Here is an 18212-nt window from a genome sequence, read left to right as displayed (position 1 = left end):
GATTGTCAACACCAGCGGGTTACCGTTTTACCAATTCTGACATTCAACTATTAGCATGTCTTTTACGTCTGAGAGAATGGACAATTATGCTAATTATTATTACCTTTCCGTGATGCAAAACCTGAAATCCATACTGTGCGCAATGCTAACCTGCTTCACCGTGTTGGCGTTTGCCCAAGAGACTGACCATCCTCCGGGGACTTACAATTTTCTTGAAAACGGCGGACAATGGCCGAGCCATGTGCATTATAGAGCCACAATACCTGGTGGACATATATGGCTTGAAAAGTATGGCATACTGTATCATTTCAATAACTATTATACTGCCCACCATGAAGGATTGGAAAAAACTGACAAGCACGAACAGCCAATACTAGAGGATTATATTTACGCAAGATTTTTAAATTCAAACCTGGATCACACCACTAAACATGATCATCCAACTAAGGAGTACTACAACTTTTTTATTGGCAATGATAAAACCAAGTGGGTCTCCAATATTCATGGTTATAATGAAATTGAATATCAAAATTTGTATGAGAATATAGACTTGAAATTCTATGAACAAGGTGGACAGCTAAAATATGAATTCACTGTTCATCCTGGCGGTAATCACAACGAAATTGTAGTTCAATACTTTGGAACTGAAAAAATAACAAAGTCTAAATCAGGAAATATTATTATTGAATCTTCATTAGGTCAAATCATTGAACAAAAGCCTTATGTCTACCAAATAAAAAACGGGAAAATAATTGAAATTGATGGTGAGTTTAAAATAGAAGATGACAAAATGAGCTTCGAACTCGGAGATTATGATCAATCACTAGATTTAATAATAGATCCTGTTTTAATTTTCGCGACTTACAGTGGTTCTCCTTCTGATAACTTCGGAATGACCGCAACCTATTCCTATTCAGCTGAAGCATATAGTGGCGGCACTGTGTTTGGCAATGCATATCCAGCTCCATTTGCATCAGCTTTTGACATCAATGCAAATTTTCCATGGGCCATTGATCCATTTTTTGGTAGTGCTGGAAGCCTGAGCTACGGCATCACTGATGTTTTTCTTTCCAAATATTCTACTGATGGCACAACCATGATATGGACAAATTTTTTAGGCGGTGGTGACGAGTTTGCCGGAACCGAAACAGTACATAGTCTTATTTGTGACACCGCCAATAATGTTTATTTATATGGGGCTACATCCTCAACTGATTTTCCAATAATGAATGGATTTCAACCTACTCACTCTGGAGGAACAGCAGGATCAAATTATTATTATAATGGAGTGTACTATGGCAACCAAGGTACAGATATTTTTGTGTCAAAAATTAGTTCCGATGGTACTGCTCTCCTTGGTTCAACTTACATTGGAGGTACAGGTAATGATGGCATCAACTACAGAATTGGTGGTGGAACATACAACTCCGTAGCATCTTATGACTCTCTCACATCCAATTACGGAGATCAGTTCAGAGGTGAAATTATGCTTGATTCAAATAATAATGTATTAATTGCATCAAGTACTCGCTCAATTGATTTTCCGGTGTTGAATAGTTTTCAAAGCGCTAATGCCGGACAACAAGATGGTGTTCTTTTCAAGATTTCGAATGATTTCAATACCCTTCTTTGGTCAACTTATTTTGGTGGTTCACAAAATGACGCATGTTATTCTGTTAAAATTGATTCTTCTTATAATATACTGATTGCCGGAGGAACATCATCAACGAATATTCCTGGAACAGCAGGAGGATTAAACCCCGCATATCTGGGCGGTAAAACAGATGGATTTGTTGCAAAAATTACCCCTGATGGAACCACCTTAGTGCAATCAACCTATATTGGAACAAATGTTTATGATCAAACCATTTTTGTTGAAATTGATCGGTGGGATAATGTGTATATTGTAGGAAACACCAATGGGTCAATGCCGATCATTAATGCTGTCTTTTCTAATCCAAATAGTGGTCAGTTCATCATGAAAATTCAACCTGATTTAACATCTGTAATTTATTCTACTGTTTTCGGAAGCGGGTCAGGTGATCCTGATATATCACCTGCGGCGTTTCTAGTGGACGTATGCGGAAATGTATATGTTTCAGGATGGGGAGAACATCTAGTACAATTTTTTCCCCCAGGCGATTCACTCAAAAACATGCCAGTTACAGCAGATGCATTTCAACAATACCCACAAGATGGATTTGACTTCTATCTTTTCGTATTAGAACGTGATGCACAAAGTATGTTGTATGGTAGCTATCTAGGAGATGCTAATGCTCACGAACATGTTGATGGAGGTACATCAAGATTTGACAAATATGGGGTAGTTTATCAATCTGTATGTGGGGGCTGTGGAGGGTCAAGCACCTTTCCAACAACAGCAGGCGCATGGTCAAACGCAAATCTAAGTCCTAATTGTAATAACATCGTTTTCAAATTTGATTTTGAAATTGTACCCATTGCTGATTTTGAAATAAGTCAGTTAGAAGGTTGCGCGCCGTTGACGTTAGATTTGGATAACGAAAGTAATGATACCTTGAATTCAGTTTGGTCATTTCCGCCTGAGGCTATTGTATTGAGTGGCGGAGCTAATCCACAAATACTTTTTACTGATCCGGGTACGTACAATATTTATCTTTCTATCACAGATACTATTTGTAATTTAACTGATACCGCTCTCAAGGTTGTTACCGTGTATAATGCGTTACAACTTTCAATTCCTGATGATACGATAATTTGTTCATCATCTACATTTGATTTAGTGGCAAATTCTTACGGCACGGCAAGTGGTTTTATCTGGGATGATGATCCTGATTTTTCAAGTCCGCTGGCAAGTGGAATGGATTCTGTAATCACCGTATCTCCCGGCACTGAAACTACCTATTACGTTACCGCAACCAATGGCTGGCCACTGTGTAATATTATTGATTCAGTACAAGTATTTTTTGTTGAAGGTGCAGTTGATGTCATGGATGATACTACCATTTGTATTGGCACCAACGCTTTTCTTCACGCTGAAAATTTGGTGCCATCAGTGAACATGACATTTAATTGGTCACCAGACAGCGCACTGGCTTCTGAAAGTGGGAATACAGCTGTTGCTGATCCTACAGTATCAATGTATTATTATGTAACAGCAACTACTGATTTGGGTTGTACTTATACTGATTCGGTTTTTGTGAATGTGATCAATTTAAATTCATCTATGTTGAATGCAACAGCAACACCTGATACCATTCCTGAAGGAGGTACTTCAACCTTGCTTGTAACACCGGGAGGATATGCTTACTTATGGTTTCCACCAACCGGCCTGAGCAACCCAACCGGTCAAACAACTACTGCCACTGTTGATCAAACAACAACTTATGAGGTAACGGTGTTTGAAGGTACTTGTCAGGCAAAAACTACAGTCACCATTTATACCCGTGAATATGTTTGTGGTGATGTTTACATTTTTGTACCAAACGCATTTTCACCTAATGCAGATAACGTGAATGATAAATTGTATGTCCGCGGTGAAAATATTCTGGAAATGGAATTTAAAATTTTTAACCGCTGGGGTGAACTGGTTTTTGAAACCACTGATCAGTCAGTTGGCTGGGATGGTACATTTAAAGGTGAACTGGTGGATCCGGATGTATATGTATACCATCTCAAAGTAATTTGTTTTGATCAACAAGAAAATCTGATAAAAGGTAACATCACTCTGATGCGTTAAGGATGAAAAATTTCTTGGTCATAGCATTTGTTTTTGTTGCGCTTTCATCATTAGGGCAAGACATTCACTTTTCACAGTTTTACATGAATCCGGTATTTTTGAATCCGGCATTGAGTGGTGATTTTGACGGCAGCATGCGGTTTGCAGGGAATCAACGCAGCCAGTGGAGATCAGTGTCAAGGCCATACAACACGATTGGTATTTCAGCTGAAAGTCGTGAAGAATTTATTATGCCATCCATGTATCATGCGGTAAATATTTTTCATGATGCAGCAGGTGATGGAAATTATCGCACAGTTGAATTTAATCTATCAACCGCTTATCGTTTTTACCTTGACAAAGATTCAATACATACCATTACACCCGGAGTTCAACTTGGGGTAAATCATCGGTCTATAGATTTTTCAAAACTCAATTTTGACAGTCAATTCAATGGGTATTATTATGATCCGGGCTTGCCTACTCTTGAAAATTTTGGATCTTCAAAACGCACCGGCTTTAATTTGAATCTTGGATTAATGTATGCATGGCGACCTGAACATCGCAAAGAAATTGTTGCCGGATTTGGTCTCTTTAATATACCACAAATGAAACAAAGTTTGTACGGTGATGATCTTATAAAACGTGATCGTCGTTTTATTTTTCATGCTAACGCAACCTATAAATTAAATTTTGAGTGGGACATTCAGCCGGGAATATTTATGCAGTTTCAAGGAGATTATAAAGAAATTATTTTTGGTTCTAACGCTCGTTATATTATCAAAGACAAACAAGGCGAGTTTATTGCTCCGTACGGTGGAATCTGGTTCAGAAACAGAGATGCGGCATACATGGTAGTTGGTATGTATTACAATGACTGGACAGCCGGAATCAGTTATGATTTCAATGTTTCAAAACTTGTACCGGCAAGTAATGTACGAGGCGGTCTTGAAATATCTGTGCAGTATGTTTTGCATTTGTTTAAACCTAAAGATATCAAACACCGCATTTGTCCTGACTATTTATAATACATGATTGCACGCGTTCTAATTTCTCTCTCATTTATTCTTGTCATCTGCAACACTCGGGTACAAGCACAATCATTTCAGCAATTAATGGAATTTGCTGATCAAAAATCTATTGAAGGTGATTACTACTATGCCATTCAATATTATGAACGTGCAATGCAAATTGATTCAAATTCAGTAGAACTATTATGGAAATATGCTGAAGCTTTAAGAAAATATAAAGACTATCCCAAGGCAGAATATTATTACGCAAAAGTTTATAAAAAAGAAGAAGCCCGCATTTACCCCATGAGTATTTACTGGCTGGCAACCATGCAACAAATGAATGGAAAATATTCACTCTCATTGGAACATTGGAAAGAAGCAAAAAAAGTGTATAAAAAAGATCGGGAAGGATATTTGTATTTAAAATCTCAGCAACAAATAAAAAGTTGTCTCTGGGCATCCAAAGCTGTGCGTGACACTTCAGATTATAATTTGTCTCATTTACCTGAACCGGTCAATTCCAAAGATTCAGAATTTGCTCCACGATTTCATCAAAACAAAATGTATTTCACTTCACTGAAAGCAGATTCAATAAATTTTTCAGAAGAAGTTTATACAGCAGATTATTCGTTGCAGATTTATACCGTTGATCAGCAAGACAGCATGTTTAACAACCTCACCCGGGTGAGTGACGTTTATATACAAGGTTTGCATTCAGCCAACGGCACATTCAGTCCTGATGGAAAACGATTTTATTTTTCACGTTGCAACGGTGATTATGAATGTAAAATTTTTGTTGGTAAAGTAGAAGGTGATAAAATTACTGACATTGATAGTTTGGGAGAAATCATTAATGAGCCCGGTTATATTTCAACCATGCCTCACAGCACACTTATCAATGGAGAAGAAGTGCTGTTTTTCTGCTCTACCATCAAACATAATTATGGCGGTTTGGATATTTGGTATACCATTGTAAAAAACGGCAATCAATATTCATTACCAAAAAATTTAGGCCCAACCATCAACACCATGGACGATGACATCACCCCATTTTATGATACCACAACAAATCGTTTGTATTTTTCATCATCTTGGCATGAGGGGTTTGGTGGACAAGATATTTTTTATGCAGAAAATCCAAATCTGGATATGCAGTTCAGCACACCGACTAATCTGGGAATTCCGGTTAACTCTGCACAAAATGATACGTATTTAGCAGTTCATCCAACAACCGGAAAATTTTATTTTTCAAGCAACCGGGTGGGTGTCAACTTTGCAAAAAATCCAACTTGTTGTAATGATATTTTCATTGCTGCTTTACCTGAAGTAATTATTCCGCAAGGCAGATTTGAATCACTTGAAGATTTGAATAAAAAACTACCCGTGGTATTATATTTTCACAATGACGAACCAAATCCACGCAGCCGTGATACTGTTACCGGATTGAATTACATGACAACCTATCGTGAATACATTAAACTGAAACCAACTTATCACAAAGAATATTCAGCAGGCTTATCGGGTGATGATGCTGAAGAAGCCAAAGAAGATATTGATGATTTTTTTACACAATATGTTGAGCAGGGAGTATTGGATTTGCAAGAATTTACGCGTCTTCTTTTAATTGAACTCAACAAAGGATATGATATTGAAGTTACCATCAAAGGATTTGCATCTCCGTTAGCAAAAACAGATTATAATGTAAGTCTCACCAAGAGACGAATTTCAAGTTTAGTAAACTATCTGCGTGAATACGGCACAGGCGAATTTATACCGTACTTAGATGGCACAGCATCTAACGGAGGTAGCCTAACGTTTGTACAAATTCCGTTTGGAGAATACACGGCAGATATTTTAATCAGCGATAACGTAAACGATCAAAAAAATTCAGTTTACAGCAGAAAAGCAGCACTTGAAAGAAAAATTGAAATTCAAAGTGTGAGTTTGGTGAAAAAAGATTCAAGCTATGCCGAGATGAAATTTCTGAAGGAGATTCATGATTTTGGAGCTTCAACCAAGGGTCAGATACTAAGCTGGGAATTCACCTTCACCAATACCGGCGACATGGATTTGATCATAGACAGCCTTGAATCAGATTGTCCATGTTTCACTTACGAGATGGATAAAAAAATTCTCAAACCCGGAGAAAGCGCAACCATAAAAGTAAGCCTGAACACCACTACTCAATCAGGGTTAACCGTGCGAAGAATAAAAATCTATTCAAACGTCAAAAATAAGGTGAAAGAAATATCCGTAACAACAGAGGTAAAGTGATTTGAAGTTGAAGGGAAGGTTTTGATATAAACCATTGCGCATGGGTTTTGAAAAAGTGAATTTTCGTCACCATTTTTCCGCCCCCTGCACCAACGCTGAAGCACCTGCGCAAGCGTTTAATCCCCGCAGTGAAGGGGAAACCAGAACACACGGTTTTGAGAGAAGTGTGTGCTTACCTCACTTCCGCTATCCCTCGGAGAGAGGAAAGAGGAGTGAGGAGAAACCCTTACCTTTGCCCCATGAAACTTCACTACCGCACCATTGGCTCAGGAAAACCACTTTTTATTTTGCATGGTCTTTTCGGCTCATCCGATAACTGGCAAACTTTGGGGAAAAGATTTGCTGAACATTACAAAGTGTATTTTGTTGATCAGAGAAATCACGGACATAGTTTGCACACCCATGAATTCAATTATGATTTAATGGTACAAGATTTCCATGAACTCATTCAAGATCTGGAAGAAAAAAATGTAAATATTATTGGGCATTCCATGGGTGGAAAAACCGCCATTGCATTTGCAGCAAAGTATCCGCAAATGGTAGATAAAATGGTTATTGGAGATATTTCACACAAAGCATACCCCATGCATCACGACACTATTCTTGAGGGTTTAAATGCCATTGATCTGAAAAAAATTAAATCAAGATCTGAGGCTGACGCTTTGTTGAATGAATACATTCCTCAAGCAGGAGTAAGACAATTTCTTCTCAAAAATCTATATTGGATTGAACCGGGCGTTTCACTGGGTTGGCGTATAAATCTTCCGGTATTAACGCGTGAAATTCCTAAGATTCTACTTGAGATTACATTTGATCAAATTGAAATTCCCACTTTGTTTATTCGGGGTGAACTATCAAATTACATTACTGAAGCAGACTTTGAGGAAATTCATTTAAAATTTCCAAACAGTTCAATACATACTATCCCCAATTCAGGCCACTGGATTCACGCAGAAGCACCTGAAGAATTTTACAATTTAGTTCGAAACTTTATTGGTTAAAAAAGCTATCAGTTTATTTGCTGCTAAGTTCCTGTTTAACAATTTCAGAAATCACCTTACCATCAGCTTTTCCATTGAGTTGTCCCATCACCGGACCCATAACTTTACCCATGTCCTGTGGACCGCTGGCACCAACTGCTGCAATTTTTTCACGCACCACTTTTCTCACTTCCTCTTCACTCATCATGTTTGGCAAATAGGCTTCAATAATTTTTGCCTGAAACATTTCAGCATCAGCCAGATCCTGTCTACCTTGCTGGGTATATATTTCGTATGTTTCAAGGCGTTGCTTGTGTAATTTTAATACAATTTTATTTTCAGACTCTTCAGTAACAGTACCTGAACCGCTTGTTGCCTCAAGCAATAATTTAGATTTGATATCTCGCAATGCCTCCAATTTTTCTTTCTCACGGGCTTTCATTGCTTCTTTGATGTCATTGTTGATTCTTTCAGTAAGGCTCATATTATATTTAAGTTAAGTGGTGATTAATTATTGACATCGCTCAAGTAAGAACGGAGACCAAATGTACTAAATCACAACCAAAAACCATACTTTTTATAAACTGTGTCAAGGTCACAATGATAAATGAGAAGAAAAATTAATTAGAAGTATTGCGGATAACTTTTTTTGTTCTACATTTGTGGCATGTTTTTTCATGGAACATAGTTTTTTGAGATGAAAATACCTGCTGGTCGAACATCAGCAGGTATTTTTATTTTCAGCCGGTTTGTACCTTTGTAAGAAATAAATTTTTCACATGCAGCTTTTTAACCGGGAACTCAGTTGGCTTTCATTCAATGAACGAGTATTGCAAGAATCATTTGATCAGGCTAATCCCCTGATTGAACGAGTTCGTTTTCTGGGCATATACTCTAACAACATGGATGAATTTTTCAGAGTGCGTGTGGCATCGGTTATTCGTCTGGTAGAACTCAAACAAAAAAAAGTTGAAGGTTTCAATGGCGGACCAGAAGCGCTTCTAAAGGAAATTAAAAAAAGAGTACTTGAGCAGCAACACCTTTTTGAAATATCCTATCAAAAATTATTGCAAGAATTAAAAAATGCAGGCATCCTAATTGCTCGAGAAGAAGACATAAATGATCATGAAAAACATTTCATTGCGGATTATTTTGCTGAAACTATTAGACCGGCAATTGTTCCTGTCATGCTTTCGTCAAAAAGACCTCTTCCACAATTGCAGGATAAGGTCAGTTACCTGGCGGTTAAAATGATTTCATTTGACAAATCAAAAATCAAATATGCACTCATAGCTATTCCCAAAAATATTTCACGATTTGTCATAGTGCCTGATCAGCCTGAAGGTAAACATAAACTTATTCTCATTGATGATGTGATTCGTTTACACTTAAAAGAAATTTTTTCAATATTCTATTTTGATGACATTGCCGCATACACTTTTAAAATTACACGTGATGCTGAACTGGATGTTGATGATGATATTTCAAAAAGTTTTATTGAAAAAATGCGTGAATCTGTTTATAACAGAAAAGAAGGTGAAGCCGTAAGATTCGTTTATGATTCGGCCATGCCAATTGATTTGCTCAGATACTTGATGCATGCACTTGAGCTCACTGCCGGAGAAAACATTATACCCGGAGGACGCTATCATAACTTCAAAGACTTTCTGAATTTTCCTGATTTTGAACGAAAAGATTTGATCTATGAAAAACGCAAGCCGGTTGATCATCCTTCTCTTGCAGGCACAGAAAAATCATTAATAAAGGAGGTGTTGAAAAAAGATATCATGCTTTGCTATCCTTTTCAAACATTCAAACATGTGATTGATATTTTACGTGAGGCAGCCATTGATCCAAAAGTTATCTCAATCAAAATAAATTTATATCGCGTAGCACCTGAATCACAAATTATCAACGCATTAATTTCTGCGGCTCAGAACGGAAAAAAAGTTACCGCCATAGTTGAGTTAAAAGCTCGCTTTGATGAGGTAAATAATATTCGCTGGTCAAATGTACTTGAAGAGAACGGAGTATCTGTTTTGTTTGGAGTGCCTAACCTGAAAGTACACTCAAAACTATTTCTAATCAAGAGAAAAACTGGTGAAAAAATTGAAATGATAGCACATATCGGCTCTGGCAACTTTCACGAAAAAACCGCCAAAATTTATACTGACTGCTCACTCTTAACCGCAAGTAATGAAATTACAAAAGAGGTGGATAAGATATTTAAATTGCTAAAAAATAATCTTGAAAGAAGTATTTTTAAAACACTCATTGTATCACCATTCAATCTGCGTAGAAAAATAGTTGCATTGATAGATGAAGAAATTGAAAATGCACAAAAAGGAAAACCTGCATACATCAAACTAAAATTAAACAACCTGATTGATGCCCCGGCTATAAAAAAATTGTATGAAGCTTCACAGGCCGGTGTAAAAGTTGAATGCATTATTAGAGGGATTTGCGGTGTTATACCAGGAATCAAAGATGTGAGTGAAAACATTCAGGTGAGAAGCATTATTGGAAGATATCTTGAGCACTCGCGCATTCTCATTTTTGCTAATGGAGGCAAACCAAAATATTTTATTTCTTCTGCAGATTGGATGGAGCGCAATATTGATAAAAGAATTGAAGTTACTTGTCCCATTTTAGATCAAGATATTCAACGTGAATTGGATTTTATTTTTGATACTTGCATGAGAGATAATCAAAAAACCAGATGGCTGGATTCAGGTCAGAAAAATAAAAAAATAAAAAATACTGAACCTGATTTTAGCGCACAAGACGAACTGTACGCATACTTTAAAAATAAAACTAACTAAACATGATATACGGAGCTGTTGACATTGGAACTAATGCCACCAGATTATTGATCGGGGAAATTGCAGAAAGTAATGGCCGGGCTTTTGTGAAAAAACTTTCATACGTGCGTGTGCCGCTGCGTTTAGGTATGGACGTTTTTGAAAATGGTCGTATCTCAGATCACAAAATCACTGAGTTTAAAAAAACAATGCACGCCTTTAAATTAATTGCTGAAGTTTTTGATGTAAATGAGCTGCGGGCATGTGCAACATCTGCCATGCGTGAAGCTGAAAACGGAGAAGCAGTGCGTGAACTAATTGAAAAAGAAACCGGTTTAAAAATAGAAATTATCAGGGGACAAGAAGAGGCTGAATTAATTTTTTCAACCTTCATGCTGTTAGAACATGATCATGATGACCCTTTTATTGTCATTGATGTTGGTGGTGGTAGCACTGAAATAACCGTATTTTCCAAAAATCAAAAACCTATTTCAAAATCGTTCAGATTGGGAACCATTCGTATGATCAAAGGAAAAGCAGAAAAATCAGCCTGGAAAGAAATGGAAAACTGGTTGGAGGAAAACTTGCGAAAATCCGATAAATACAAAGTATTTGGAACAGGTGGAAACATCAATAAAATTCACAAATTCGTTGGTAAAAAAGAAAAAGACGCCATTCACTACAAAGAGCTGGAAGATGTTTATGAAAAATTAGAAAAGTACAACATCAACGAGCGCATGGAAAAATTCAACCTCAAACCTGACCGCGCTGACGTAATTGTTCCGGCTTGTGTTATTTATCTGAATGCATTAAAAGAAATCAAAGCAAAAGAAATTTTTGTACCTAAAGTTGGGCTTGCTGATGGCATGATTTATAATATGCACATGAAAAAACAACAGGTGCCCGCCTGAACCCGAATGATTTGATTTCCTGCGAATTCAGATTTTATTGTATTTTTGAATTCATGCGTGCACTGTTGTGGTTAATCATATTATTTGCAGTTGGTCTTCCACAAAATGGTATTGCCAAACTTGAGAACAAAGACTCACTGAACCAATTTATTCTTGAGCATCCTGACGACTCAATTGGTTTACAAGCCAGACTTACCTATGTTCAGCAAATAAAACATGGTTATGCTGAATCTGCTCCCCTGATTCATGAGGGAATTTCTGTTTCAAAAAAAACACACAATCATTTTTTTCTTCAACGATTTTATCACGCTGCCGGAATCATGTATTGGCAAATCGGAAACAGTGATAGCGCAATAGTTGATTTTCAAAAAGCGCTATCCTATGCATTATATTTGAAAGATACCTTAAGCATAGGTAATGCTAATCTCGGATTAGCAAATGTTTACAAAAATACCGGAGACTACGCCAAATCAGTAAATCATGCGCTTGAATCAGAGAGATATTTTAATCTGGCTCATGACACAACAGGGGCTGCCAGATCATACAATACCTTAGGCTTAATTTTCAGACAGCAAAAGGATGCTGACAAGGCCAAGTTTTATTATGTGCAAGGATTAAATTTGGTTAGATCAATGCATGACACGGTGCTTGAATCTGGCTTTCTATCTAATATTGGAGTACTCTATCATGAACTTGAATATTATGACAGTGCATGGATTTATCATAAAAGTGCACTAAATCTAAGAATGGCTATAGGAGACCGCAAGGCTATGGCTATTTCATACGGTAATATTGGTTCTCTCTTTTTAATGCAAAACAATCTTGATTCTGCATTGTATTATACCAATCTTGCATTGGCAGAATTTTCAAATGTAAATTATCAGATGGGCATGATGGAGGCCTATGCCGCATTGGGTGATATCTGGCAAAAAAAAGACAATCATAGAAATGCTATTCTCATGTTTAAAAAAGCAGAAGAACTAGCCAATTCCGGAAATTTCAAACCAACACTCGTAAGCATCGCCAGAAATATGGCAACATCATACCAAGCCATTGGTGACTATCGTCAAGCTTATCAATATCTTGAAAACTTCATAGCATGGAGAGATAGTATTTTCAGTGATGAAGAAACAAAGAAAGTTCAAAAATTAGAGATTGAATTTACTTACAAAAAACAACAATTAGAAGATAGTTTAAAAAACGCAGAACGAGAGAGAATTGCTGCCTATGAAATGCAGAAAGAGAGAGATAAAAATTCTGCTCAACAAACTAAATTCAGACTATTTGCCGTGGGTGGGCTTGCGGTATTGATTCTTATCTTAATCATAGTAATTATTCTCAGTAAAAGTAATCGCAGGCAAAGGCAACTAAACAAAATTATTGCTGAACAGAAAACCATGGTGGAAGAAAAGAATAAAGAAATTACTGATTCCATCAATTACGCCCGACGCATCCAAGAAGCTATCTTGCCTCCTGCTCAACTCATAGAAAAATATTTACCTGATCACTTTGTACTTTACTTGCCAAAAGATATTGTTGCAGGTGATTTTTACTGGCTGAACGCTGATGATAATGATGTACTTATAGCAGCCGCTGATTGCACTGGTCACGGTGTACCCGGTGCCATGGTGAGTGTGGTTTGTTCCAATGCACTGAATAGAGCAGTGAAAGAATTGAAATTAAAAAACCCTGCTACAATTCTAAACAAAGTGCGTGAATTGGTAATTGAAACCTTTGAAAAAAGTCAGCATGACGTAAACGATGGAATGGATATTGCGCTGGTTAGAATTAAAAAAAATGAACCAACAATTAAACTTGAATACGCCGGTGCTAATAATCCTATGTGGATTTATCGTGCTAAAGAAAAATCATTGATAGAAATCAAACCAAATAATCAACCTGTCGGCAATTTTACAAAACAAACACCTTTTACCTCACATGAAATTGAATTGAACAAAGGTGATCAGGTTTACATCTTTACTGATGGTTACGCAGATCAATTTGGTGGACAAGACATCAACCGCGGAGGTAAAAAATTTAAATCGGCTAATCTTTTTAAATTAATTCAGTCTATTGCCAATTCTGATATGTCTTACCAGAAAAAAACGCTGCACGACACCTTCATTCAATGGAAAGGAGAGCTTGAACAATTAGATGATATCTGTATCATTGGTTTGAAACTTTAGTCGGTATCTCCTTGTTTAAGTATTTGGCCTTAACCTAATTAAATATATTGCAACTCCTTATAAATCAACCTACACAAGAGTTTTACAAACATGTCTCAATTATTCTTAACTTTGCGCTCTTTTTGCCTCTCTGACACGGATATATAAAGATGAAGTTGATTTTGTCAGATTCAGAAAAGAACAAAGAATTAATATAAAGAATTTTAGCCTGCAATTGAACAATTGCATTGGCAATAAAACCAAGAATAATAAAGTGACAGCCTCATAACAAATTGCGGCTCGGTGAAAATTAAAAATATCTAGACATGAAATTATCAGCATTTGACTTTACGCTTCCTGAAAATCTGATCGCACAACATCCATCACCAAATCGTGATGAATCAAAATTGATGGTGCTTGATCGTAAAAAACAAACCATCACACATAAAATGTTTAAAGATGTGTTGGAATATTTTGATGAAGGAGATGTGATGATCATGAATAATACACGCGTTTTTCCTGCAAGATTATATGGTAATAAAGAAAAAACAGGTGCGCGTATTGAAGTATTTTTACTTCGTGAACTGAATCGTGAAAGTTTACTTTGGGATGTGTTAGTTGATCCTGCTCGTAAAATCAGAATCGGGAATAAACTTTATTTCACAGATGATGATTCATTGGTTGCTGAAGTTATTGACAACACAACTTCACGCGGTCGTACAATACGCTTTTTGTTTGATGGTACATATGAAGAATTTAAAGCGAAAATCACTGAACTAGGTGAAACCCCGATTCCGCCATACATCAAAAATTTGCGTGAAGTAGTACCTGCTGATGAAGATCGTTATCAAACAATTTACGCTAAGCATGAAGGAGCCGTTGCTGCACCAACTGCCGGTTTGCATTTTAGTCGTGAGTTATTGAAACGTCTTGAAATAAAAGGTGTGAATTTTGCTGAACTCACATTGCACGTTGGCCTAGGTACATTCAGAACTGTTGAGGTTGAAGATTTGACTAAACACAAGATGGATTCTGAACAATGTGAAATCAACCAAACATGTGCTGATGTTGTCAATAAAGCAAAACTTGCTAAAAAGAAAGTGTGTGCTGTAGGTACAACAACCATGCGTGCAATTGAAACCAGTGTTTCTACTGAAGGTTTACTCAAACCATACGCTGGCTGGACAAATAAATTTATTTTTCCTCCGTATGATTTTTCTATAGCTGATTGTATGATTACCAACTTTCACACGCCGCAATCTACTTTATTAATGATGATTTCTGCCTTTGCCGGACATGATTTACTTATGAAAGGATATCAAGAAGCCATCAAAAAGAAATACCGCTTTTATTCTTACGGTGACGCAATGCTGATTCTTTAATCAGAAATTCACTGAACTAATTTGTTGACATAATTTAATCAGGCATTAATTTTTCTGCGTGAATGAAATCTTGTGTACCTTAGTGAAACTATGAGTAATTGGTCTCTTATAATTTCTGCCGGTGGTATTGGACGCAGAATGGGCGGTGATATACCTAAACAATTTCATCTCATACACAACAAACCTATTATTCTGCACACCATTGAAAAATTTCTTGCTTTTGATGCAGAATTAGAGTTGATCATTGTTTTGCCTGAAGATTGGATAAATTATTGGGAAGAATTATGTCAAAAATATTTTTTCACCGCAAATCACAAAGTAGTTGTTGGTGGTGATGAACGCTTTTTCTCAATACAAAATGGTTTGCGTGAAGTCACAAAACCTTACGTAGCCGTGCAAGATGCTGTGCGTCCAATAATAAGCCCTCAATTAATTCAGCATTGTTTCAATACAGCACTGGAAACCGGAACAGCCATTCCTGTGGTGCCTGTTAGTGAATCTCTCAGAAAAATTGAAAATGAGATGTCATTTGTTGTTAATCGTGAAGATTTCAGAATTGTACAAACTCCCCAATGTTTTAAAACCGATTTACTAAAAGAGGCTTATCAGCAACCATATTCACGTTTATTTACTGACGATGCCTCTGTTCTTGAAGCTCACGGAGTCAAGGTATCATTAGTACAGGGTGAGGTTGAAAACATTAAAATCACACGCCCCGCTGATTTGAAAATTTCTGCCGCATTTCTTGAATAATTAGCCTCATACTGCAAATATTTATTTCTTGCTTACAAACAAAAAAGCATCTTTCGTTGTTACACTATTGGTATGAATAAAAATTCAAAATAAATTTGCATATCATTAATCTGGACAACTAATGAACAAAGATGAAATCATTGTCAATGTAATAGACAGGGAGGGTAATACCCACGTATTAAATGCACCCATTGACATCAGCCTAAACCTGATGGAAGTTTGTCGCATGCATGAATTGCCTGTTGAAGGTAGATGCGGCGGAATGGCCATGTGTGCAACTTGCCAGTGTTATGTTGAATCCAGCACGCATTTACCAGACCTATCTGATGCTGAAGCTGCCATGCTGGATGAAGCTTTCTACGTGAAATCCAACAGCCGCCTTGGTTGTCAGATTCCGGTGACACCTATTATTGATGGTATTGTTGTGAGGCTTGCCCCTGAAGGGAATTAAGCATTTTCAAAAACGCAGAATATTGCTCTTCAGTAGAAGATATTGATTGAAATTATTCCTTTACAAAATCAGGTATTATACATACCGGAATTGGGATCATTTTATGTTGATTTGCTCGGTTGAAATTGCGGTAAATTTTTAGCACCTCCTTTTGTCTTACTGAATATGCTGAAATTTCTGAATCAAGCAATTCACCTGACAATAAATGTGGTTTTAAAAGATAAAAGTCCATTGCCCATTCTAATTCAGGATACGTTGCGCCTAACTGACCTTCATCCGTTCTTTCGTCTTTCCACAAACCATCAGTTGGAGCAGCTGATTGAATTGACTGAATAATATCGTAGGCCTTGGCAATTTCATACACTTCTGTTTTTTTCAAATCAGCAATGGGCGAAACGTCTACTCCTCCATCACCATATTTTGTGTAAAAACCTACGCCAAAATCTTCAACTTTATTTCCGGTTCCTGCAACTAACAAACCTTTAGATTGACCAACGGCGTACAACGTAAGCATTCTCAAGCGAGCGCGTGTGTTTGCCATGGATAATCCGTGTGAGGTAGTTTTTTCAGGCAATACGCCGCACAAAGTATCAAAGCTTTCAGTGAGATTAATTTGTTGATGACTCACATTGGGGAATTTTTTTTCAAGCCATGCGATATGTTCTAAACCACGGTTTACCTCAGCCTGATTTTGGTGTATTGCCATCTCAAGACAATGAGTAGACAAGCCGGTTTGGGCACACAATAAAGAAGTAACGGCGGAATCTATTCCGCCGCTAATTCCTATTATATATCCTTTTGCGTTTGCACGAATGGCGTAATCTTTAAGCCAATTCGTGATGTATTCTGCTGTCTTTTTTGCGTTCAAGACAAGTGTTTTTTAGAATAATAAGCCCACTTTGAATTCAATCATGTGCTGTGGGTTATTATCTATTTCCAGATTAGAATAGTTGTAAACACCAGCCGTGGTTGTTTCTACTTTATCTACCAGAGTACTTGAGGTAGGGTAGAGTTGTGGAATAATACCATAATTAAATCCAAGTTCAGCATATAAAAAGGTATTCCCCGTAAAATTCCATTCAGCTCCGGCGTAAACACCAATAGCCATTTTTACCGGAGAAAGTTCTTTTTTCAATCCAACAGGTTTCATGTTCTCCATAGTTCTTTCAGAGATAGGGGCGTTGGTAGTAAATTCTTTTGTAACCGCATCATAATACGCATCACGTCCAAGATCATCCATTCTCACTGAACCTAGGAAACTAGTTCTCAGACCAAATTTTCCATAATATTTGAATTGACCAATCAAACTGGTTTGAAATTTCAGAAAGAAAGGGACAGTAATATATTTTGTGCGATATGTGCGGGTAAGCAATTGAAAAGCTGATGTGTCAACCGCATCTTCAACCGCACCATCTTTATACATTTTAATTTCAGTATCATGATAAGCGTAATATACATCGCCTAAATTAACACTGGCATCAGAACCGTAATTTAGTGAAAAATTACCCATATCAAACTGCACGCCTGACGCAATACCAACGTTTTCATTAAACATGAAGTTTCCTCCAACGCCAATTGTAAAATCTTTTCCTAACCCATTTTTTTCAAGTTGAGTTGTTTGTATTTTTGTCCAGTTAACGGTTGTTCCCATCACGAGACCAATTTGGAATTTTTTATCCTGAGCTTGTGAACCCAGCGCAACCCCTGTTAACAAAACCAGAGAGAGTAACTTTTTCATACCTTAGTAGTTTATTAATTGATAGCAATAATACTAAATTCCTCACA

Annotated in this window: 13 protein-coding genes; 10 read left to right on the top strand and 3 right to left on the bottom strand. The window is 37.0% G+C overall.

All coding sequences use genetic code 11. The annotated features are described in order from the left end of the window. Positions 1–55: 55 nt before the first annotated feature. The 4 genes from IPH66_14225 to IPH66_14210 all read left to right on the top strand — a co-directional run bounded on the left by IPH66_14225 (position 56) and on the right by IPH66_14210 (position 7985). Positions 56–3718, top strand: coding sequence for a gliding motility-associated C-terminal domain-containing protein (locus tag IPH66_14225; GenBank protein MBK7130497.1), 3663 nt, complete (start codon positions 56–58; stop codon positions 3716–3718). Between the two features lie 2 nt (positions 3719–3720). Beyond that, a complete protein-coding gene (locus IPH66_14220) occupies positions 3721–4725 on the top strand; it encodes a PorP/SprF family type IX secretion system membrane protein (GenBank protein MBK7130496.1) in 1005 nt (334 codons plus the stop codon). A gap of 3 nt (positions 4726–4728) precedes the next feature. Beyond that, positions 4729–6984, top strand: coding sequence for a DUF1573 domain-containing protein (locus IPH66_14215; protein ID MBK7130495.1), 2256 nt, complete (start codon positions 4729–4731; stop codon positions 6982–6984). A gap of 239 nt (positions 6985–7223) precedes the next feature. Further along, positions 7224–7985 carry an alpha/beta fold hydrolase gene (locus IPH66_14210; protein ID MBK7130494.1) on the top strand — a complete coding sequence of 254 codons (762 nt, stop codon included), beginning with the start codon at positions 7224–7226 and terminating at the stop codon, positions 7983–7985. Between the two features lie 13 nt (positions 7986–7998). Here IPH66_14210 and IPH66_14205 read toward each other — a convergent pair whose 3' ends face one another. Then, complete coding sequence (locus IPH66_14205; protein MBK7130493.1) at positions 7999–8448, bottom strand: GatB/YqeY domain-containing protein; 450 nt, start codon at positions 8446–8448, stop codon at positions 7999–8001. A 295-nt stretch (positions 8449–8743) separates the two neighbouring features. On the opposite strand from IPH66_14205, the gene ppk1 reads away from it, so the two are divergent. From ppk1 to IPH66_14175, 6 genes are all read left to right on the top strand, one after another. Next, a complete protein-coding gene (ppk1, locus tag IPH66_14200) occupies positions 8744–10786 on the top strand; it encodes a polyphosphate kinase 1 (GenBank protein MBK7130492.1) in 2043 nt (680 codons plus the stop codon). Positions 10787–10788: 2 nt separating this feature from the next. Then, positions 10789–11676 carry an exopolyphosphatase gene (locus IPH66_14195; protein MBK7130491.1) on the top strand — a complete coding sequence of 296 codons (888 nt, stop codon included), beginning with the start codon at positions 10789–10791 and terminating at the stop codon, positions 11674–11676. A gap of 53 nt (positions 11677–11729) precedes the next feature. Continuing rightward, positions 11730–13862 carry a tetratricopeptide repeat protein gene (locus tag IPH66_14190; GenBank protein ID MBK7130490.1) on the top strand — a complete coding sequence of 711 codons (2133 nt, stop codon included), beginning with the start codon at positions 11730–11732 and terminating at the stop codon, positions 13860–13862. A gap of 305 nt (positions 13863–14167) precedes the next feature. Next, positions 14168–15223: a tRNA preQ1(34) S-adenosylmethionine ribosyltransferase-isomerase QueA gene (gene queA, locus IPH66_14185; protein ID MBK7130489.1), complete on the top strand. Its 1056-nt coding sequence runs from the start codon at positions 14168–14170 to the stop codon at positions 15221–15223. A gap of 90 nt (positions 15224–15313) precedes the next feature. Continuing rightward, positions 15314–15976 carry a 2-C-methyl-D-erythritol 4-phosphate cytidylyltransferase gene (locus IPH66_14180; protein MBK7130488.1) on the top strand — a complete coding sequence of 221 codons (663 nt, stop codon included), beginning with the start codon at positions 15314–15316 and terminating at the stop codon, positions 15974–15976. A 121-nt stretch (positions 15977–16097) separates the two neighbouring features. Then, entirely contained in the window at positions 16098–16427 is a 330-nt protein-coding gene (locus tag IPH66_14175) for a 2Fe-2S iron-sulfur cluster binding domain-containing protein (protein ID MBK7130487.1), read from the top strand. 52 nt (positions 16428–16479) lie between these two features. Here the strand turns inward: IPH66_14175 and nadE are convergent, their stop codons facing one another. Continuing rightward, entirely contained in the window at positions 16480–17295 is an 816-nt protein-coding gene (nadE, locus tag IPH66_14170) for an NAD(+) synthase (protein ID MBK7130486.1), read from the bottom strand. Between the two features lie 12 nt (positions 17296–17307). Continuing rightward, positions 17308–18165, bottom strand: a complete 858-nt coding sequence (locus IPH66_14165) for an outer membrane beta-barrel protein (GenBank protein ID MBK7130485.1) — start codon at positions 18163–18165, stop codon at positions 17308–17310. Positions 18166–18212 lie beyond the last annotated feature (47 nt).

It is taken from the genome of Crocinitomicaceae bacterium, assembly GCA_016708105.1.
Lineage (GTDB): Bacteria > Bacteroidota > Bacteroidia > Flavobacteriales_D > Crocinitomicaceae > JADJGJ01.
The sequence above is the reverse complement of the archived record's forward strand: the minus strand, read 5'-3'. Positions and strand labels throughout refer to the sequence as shown.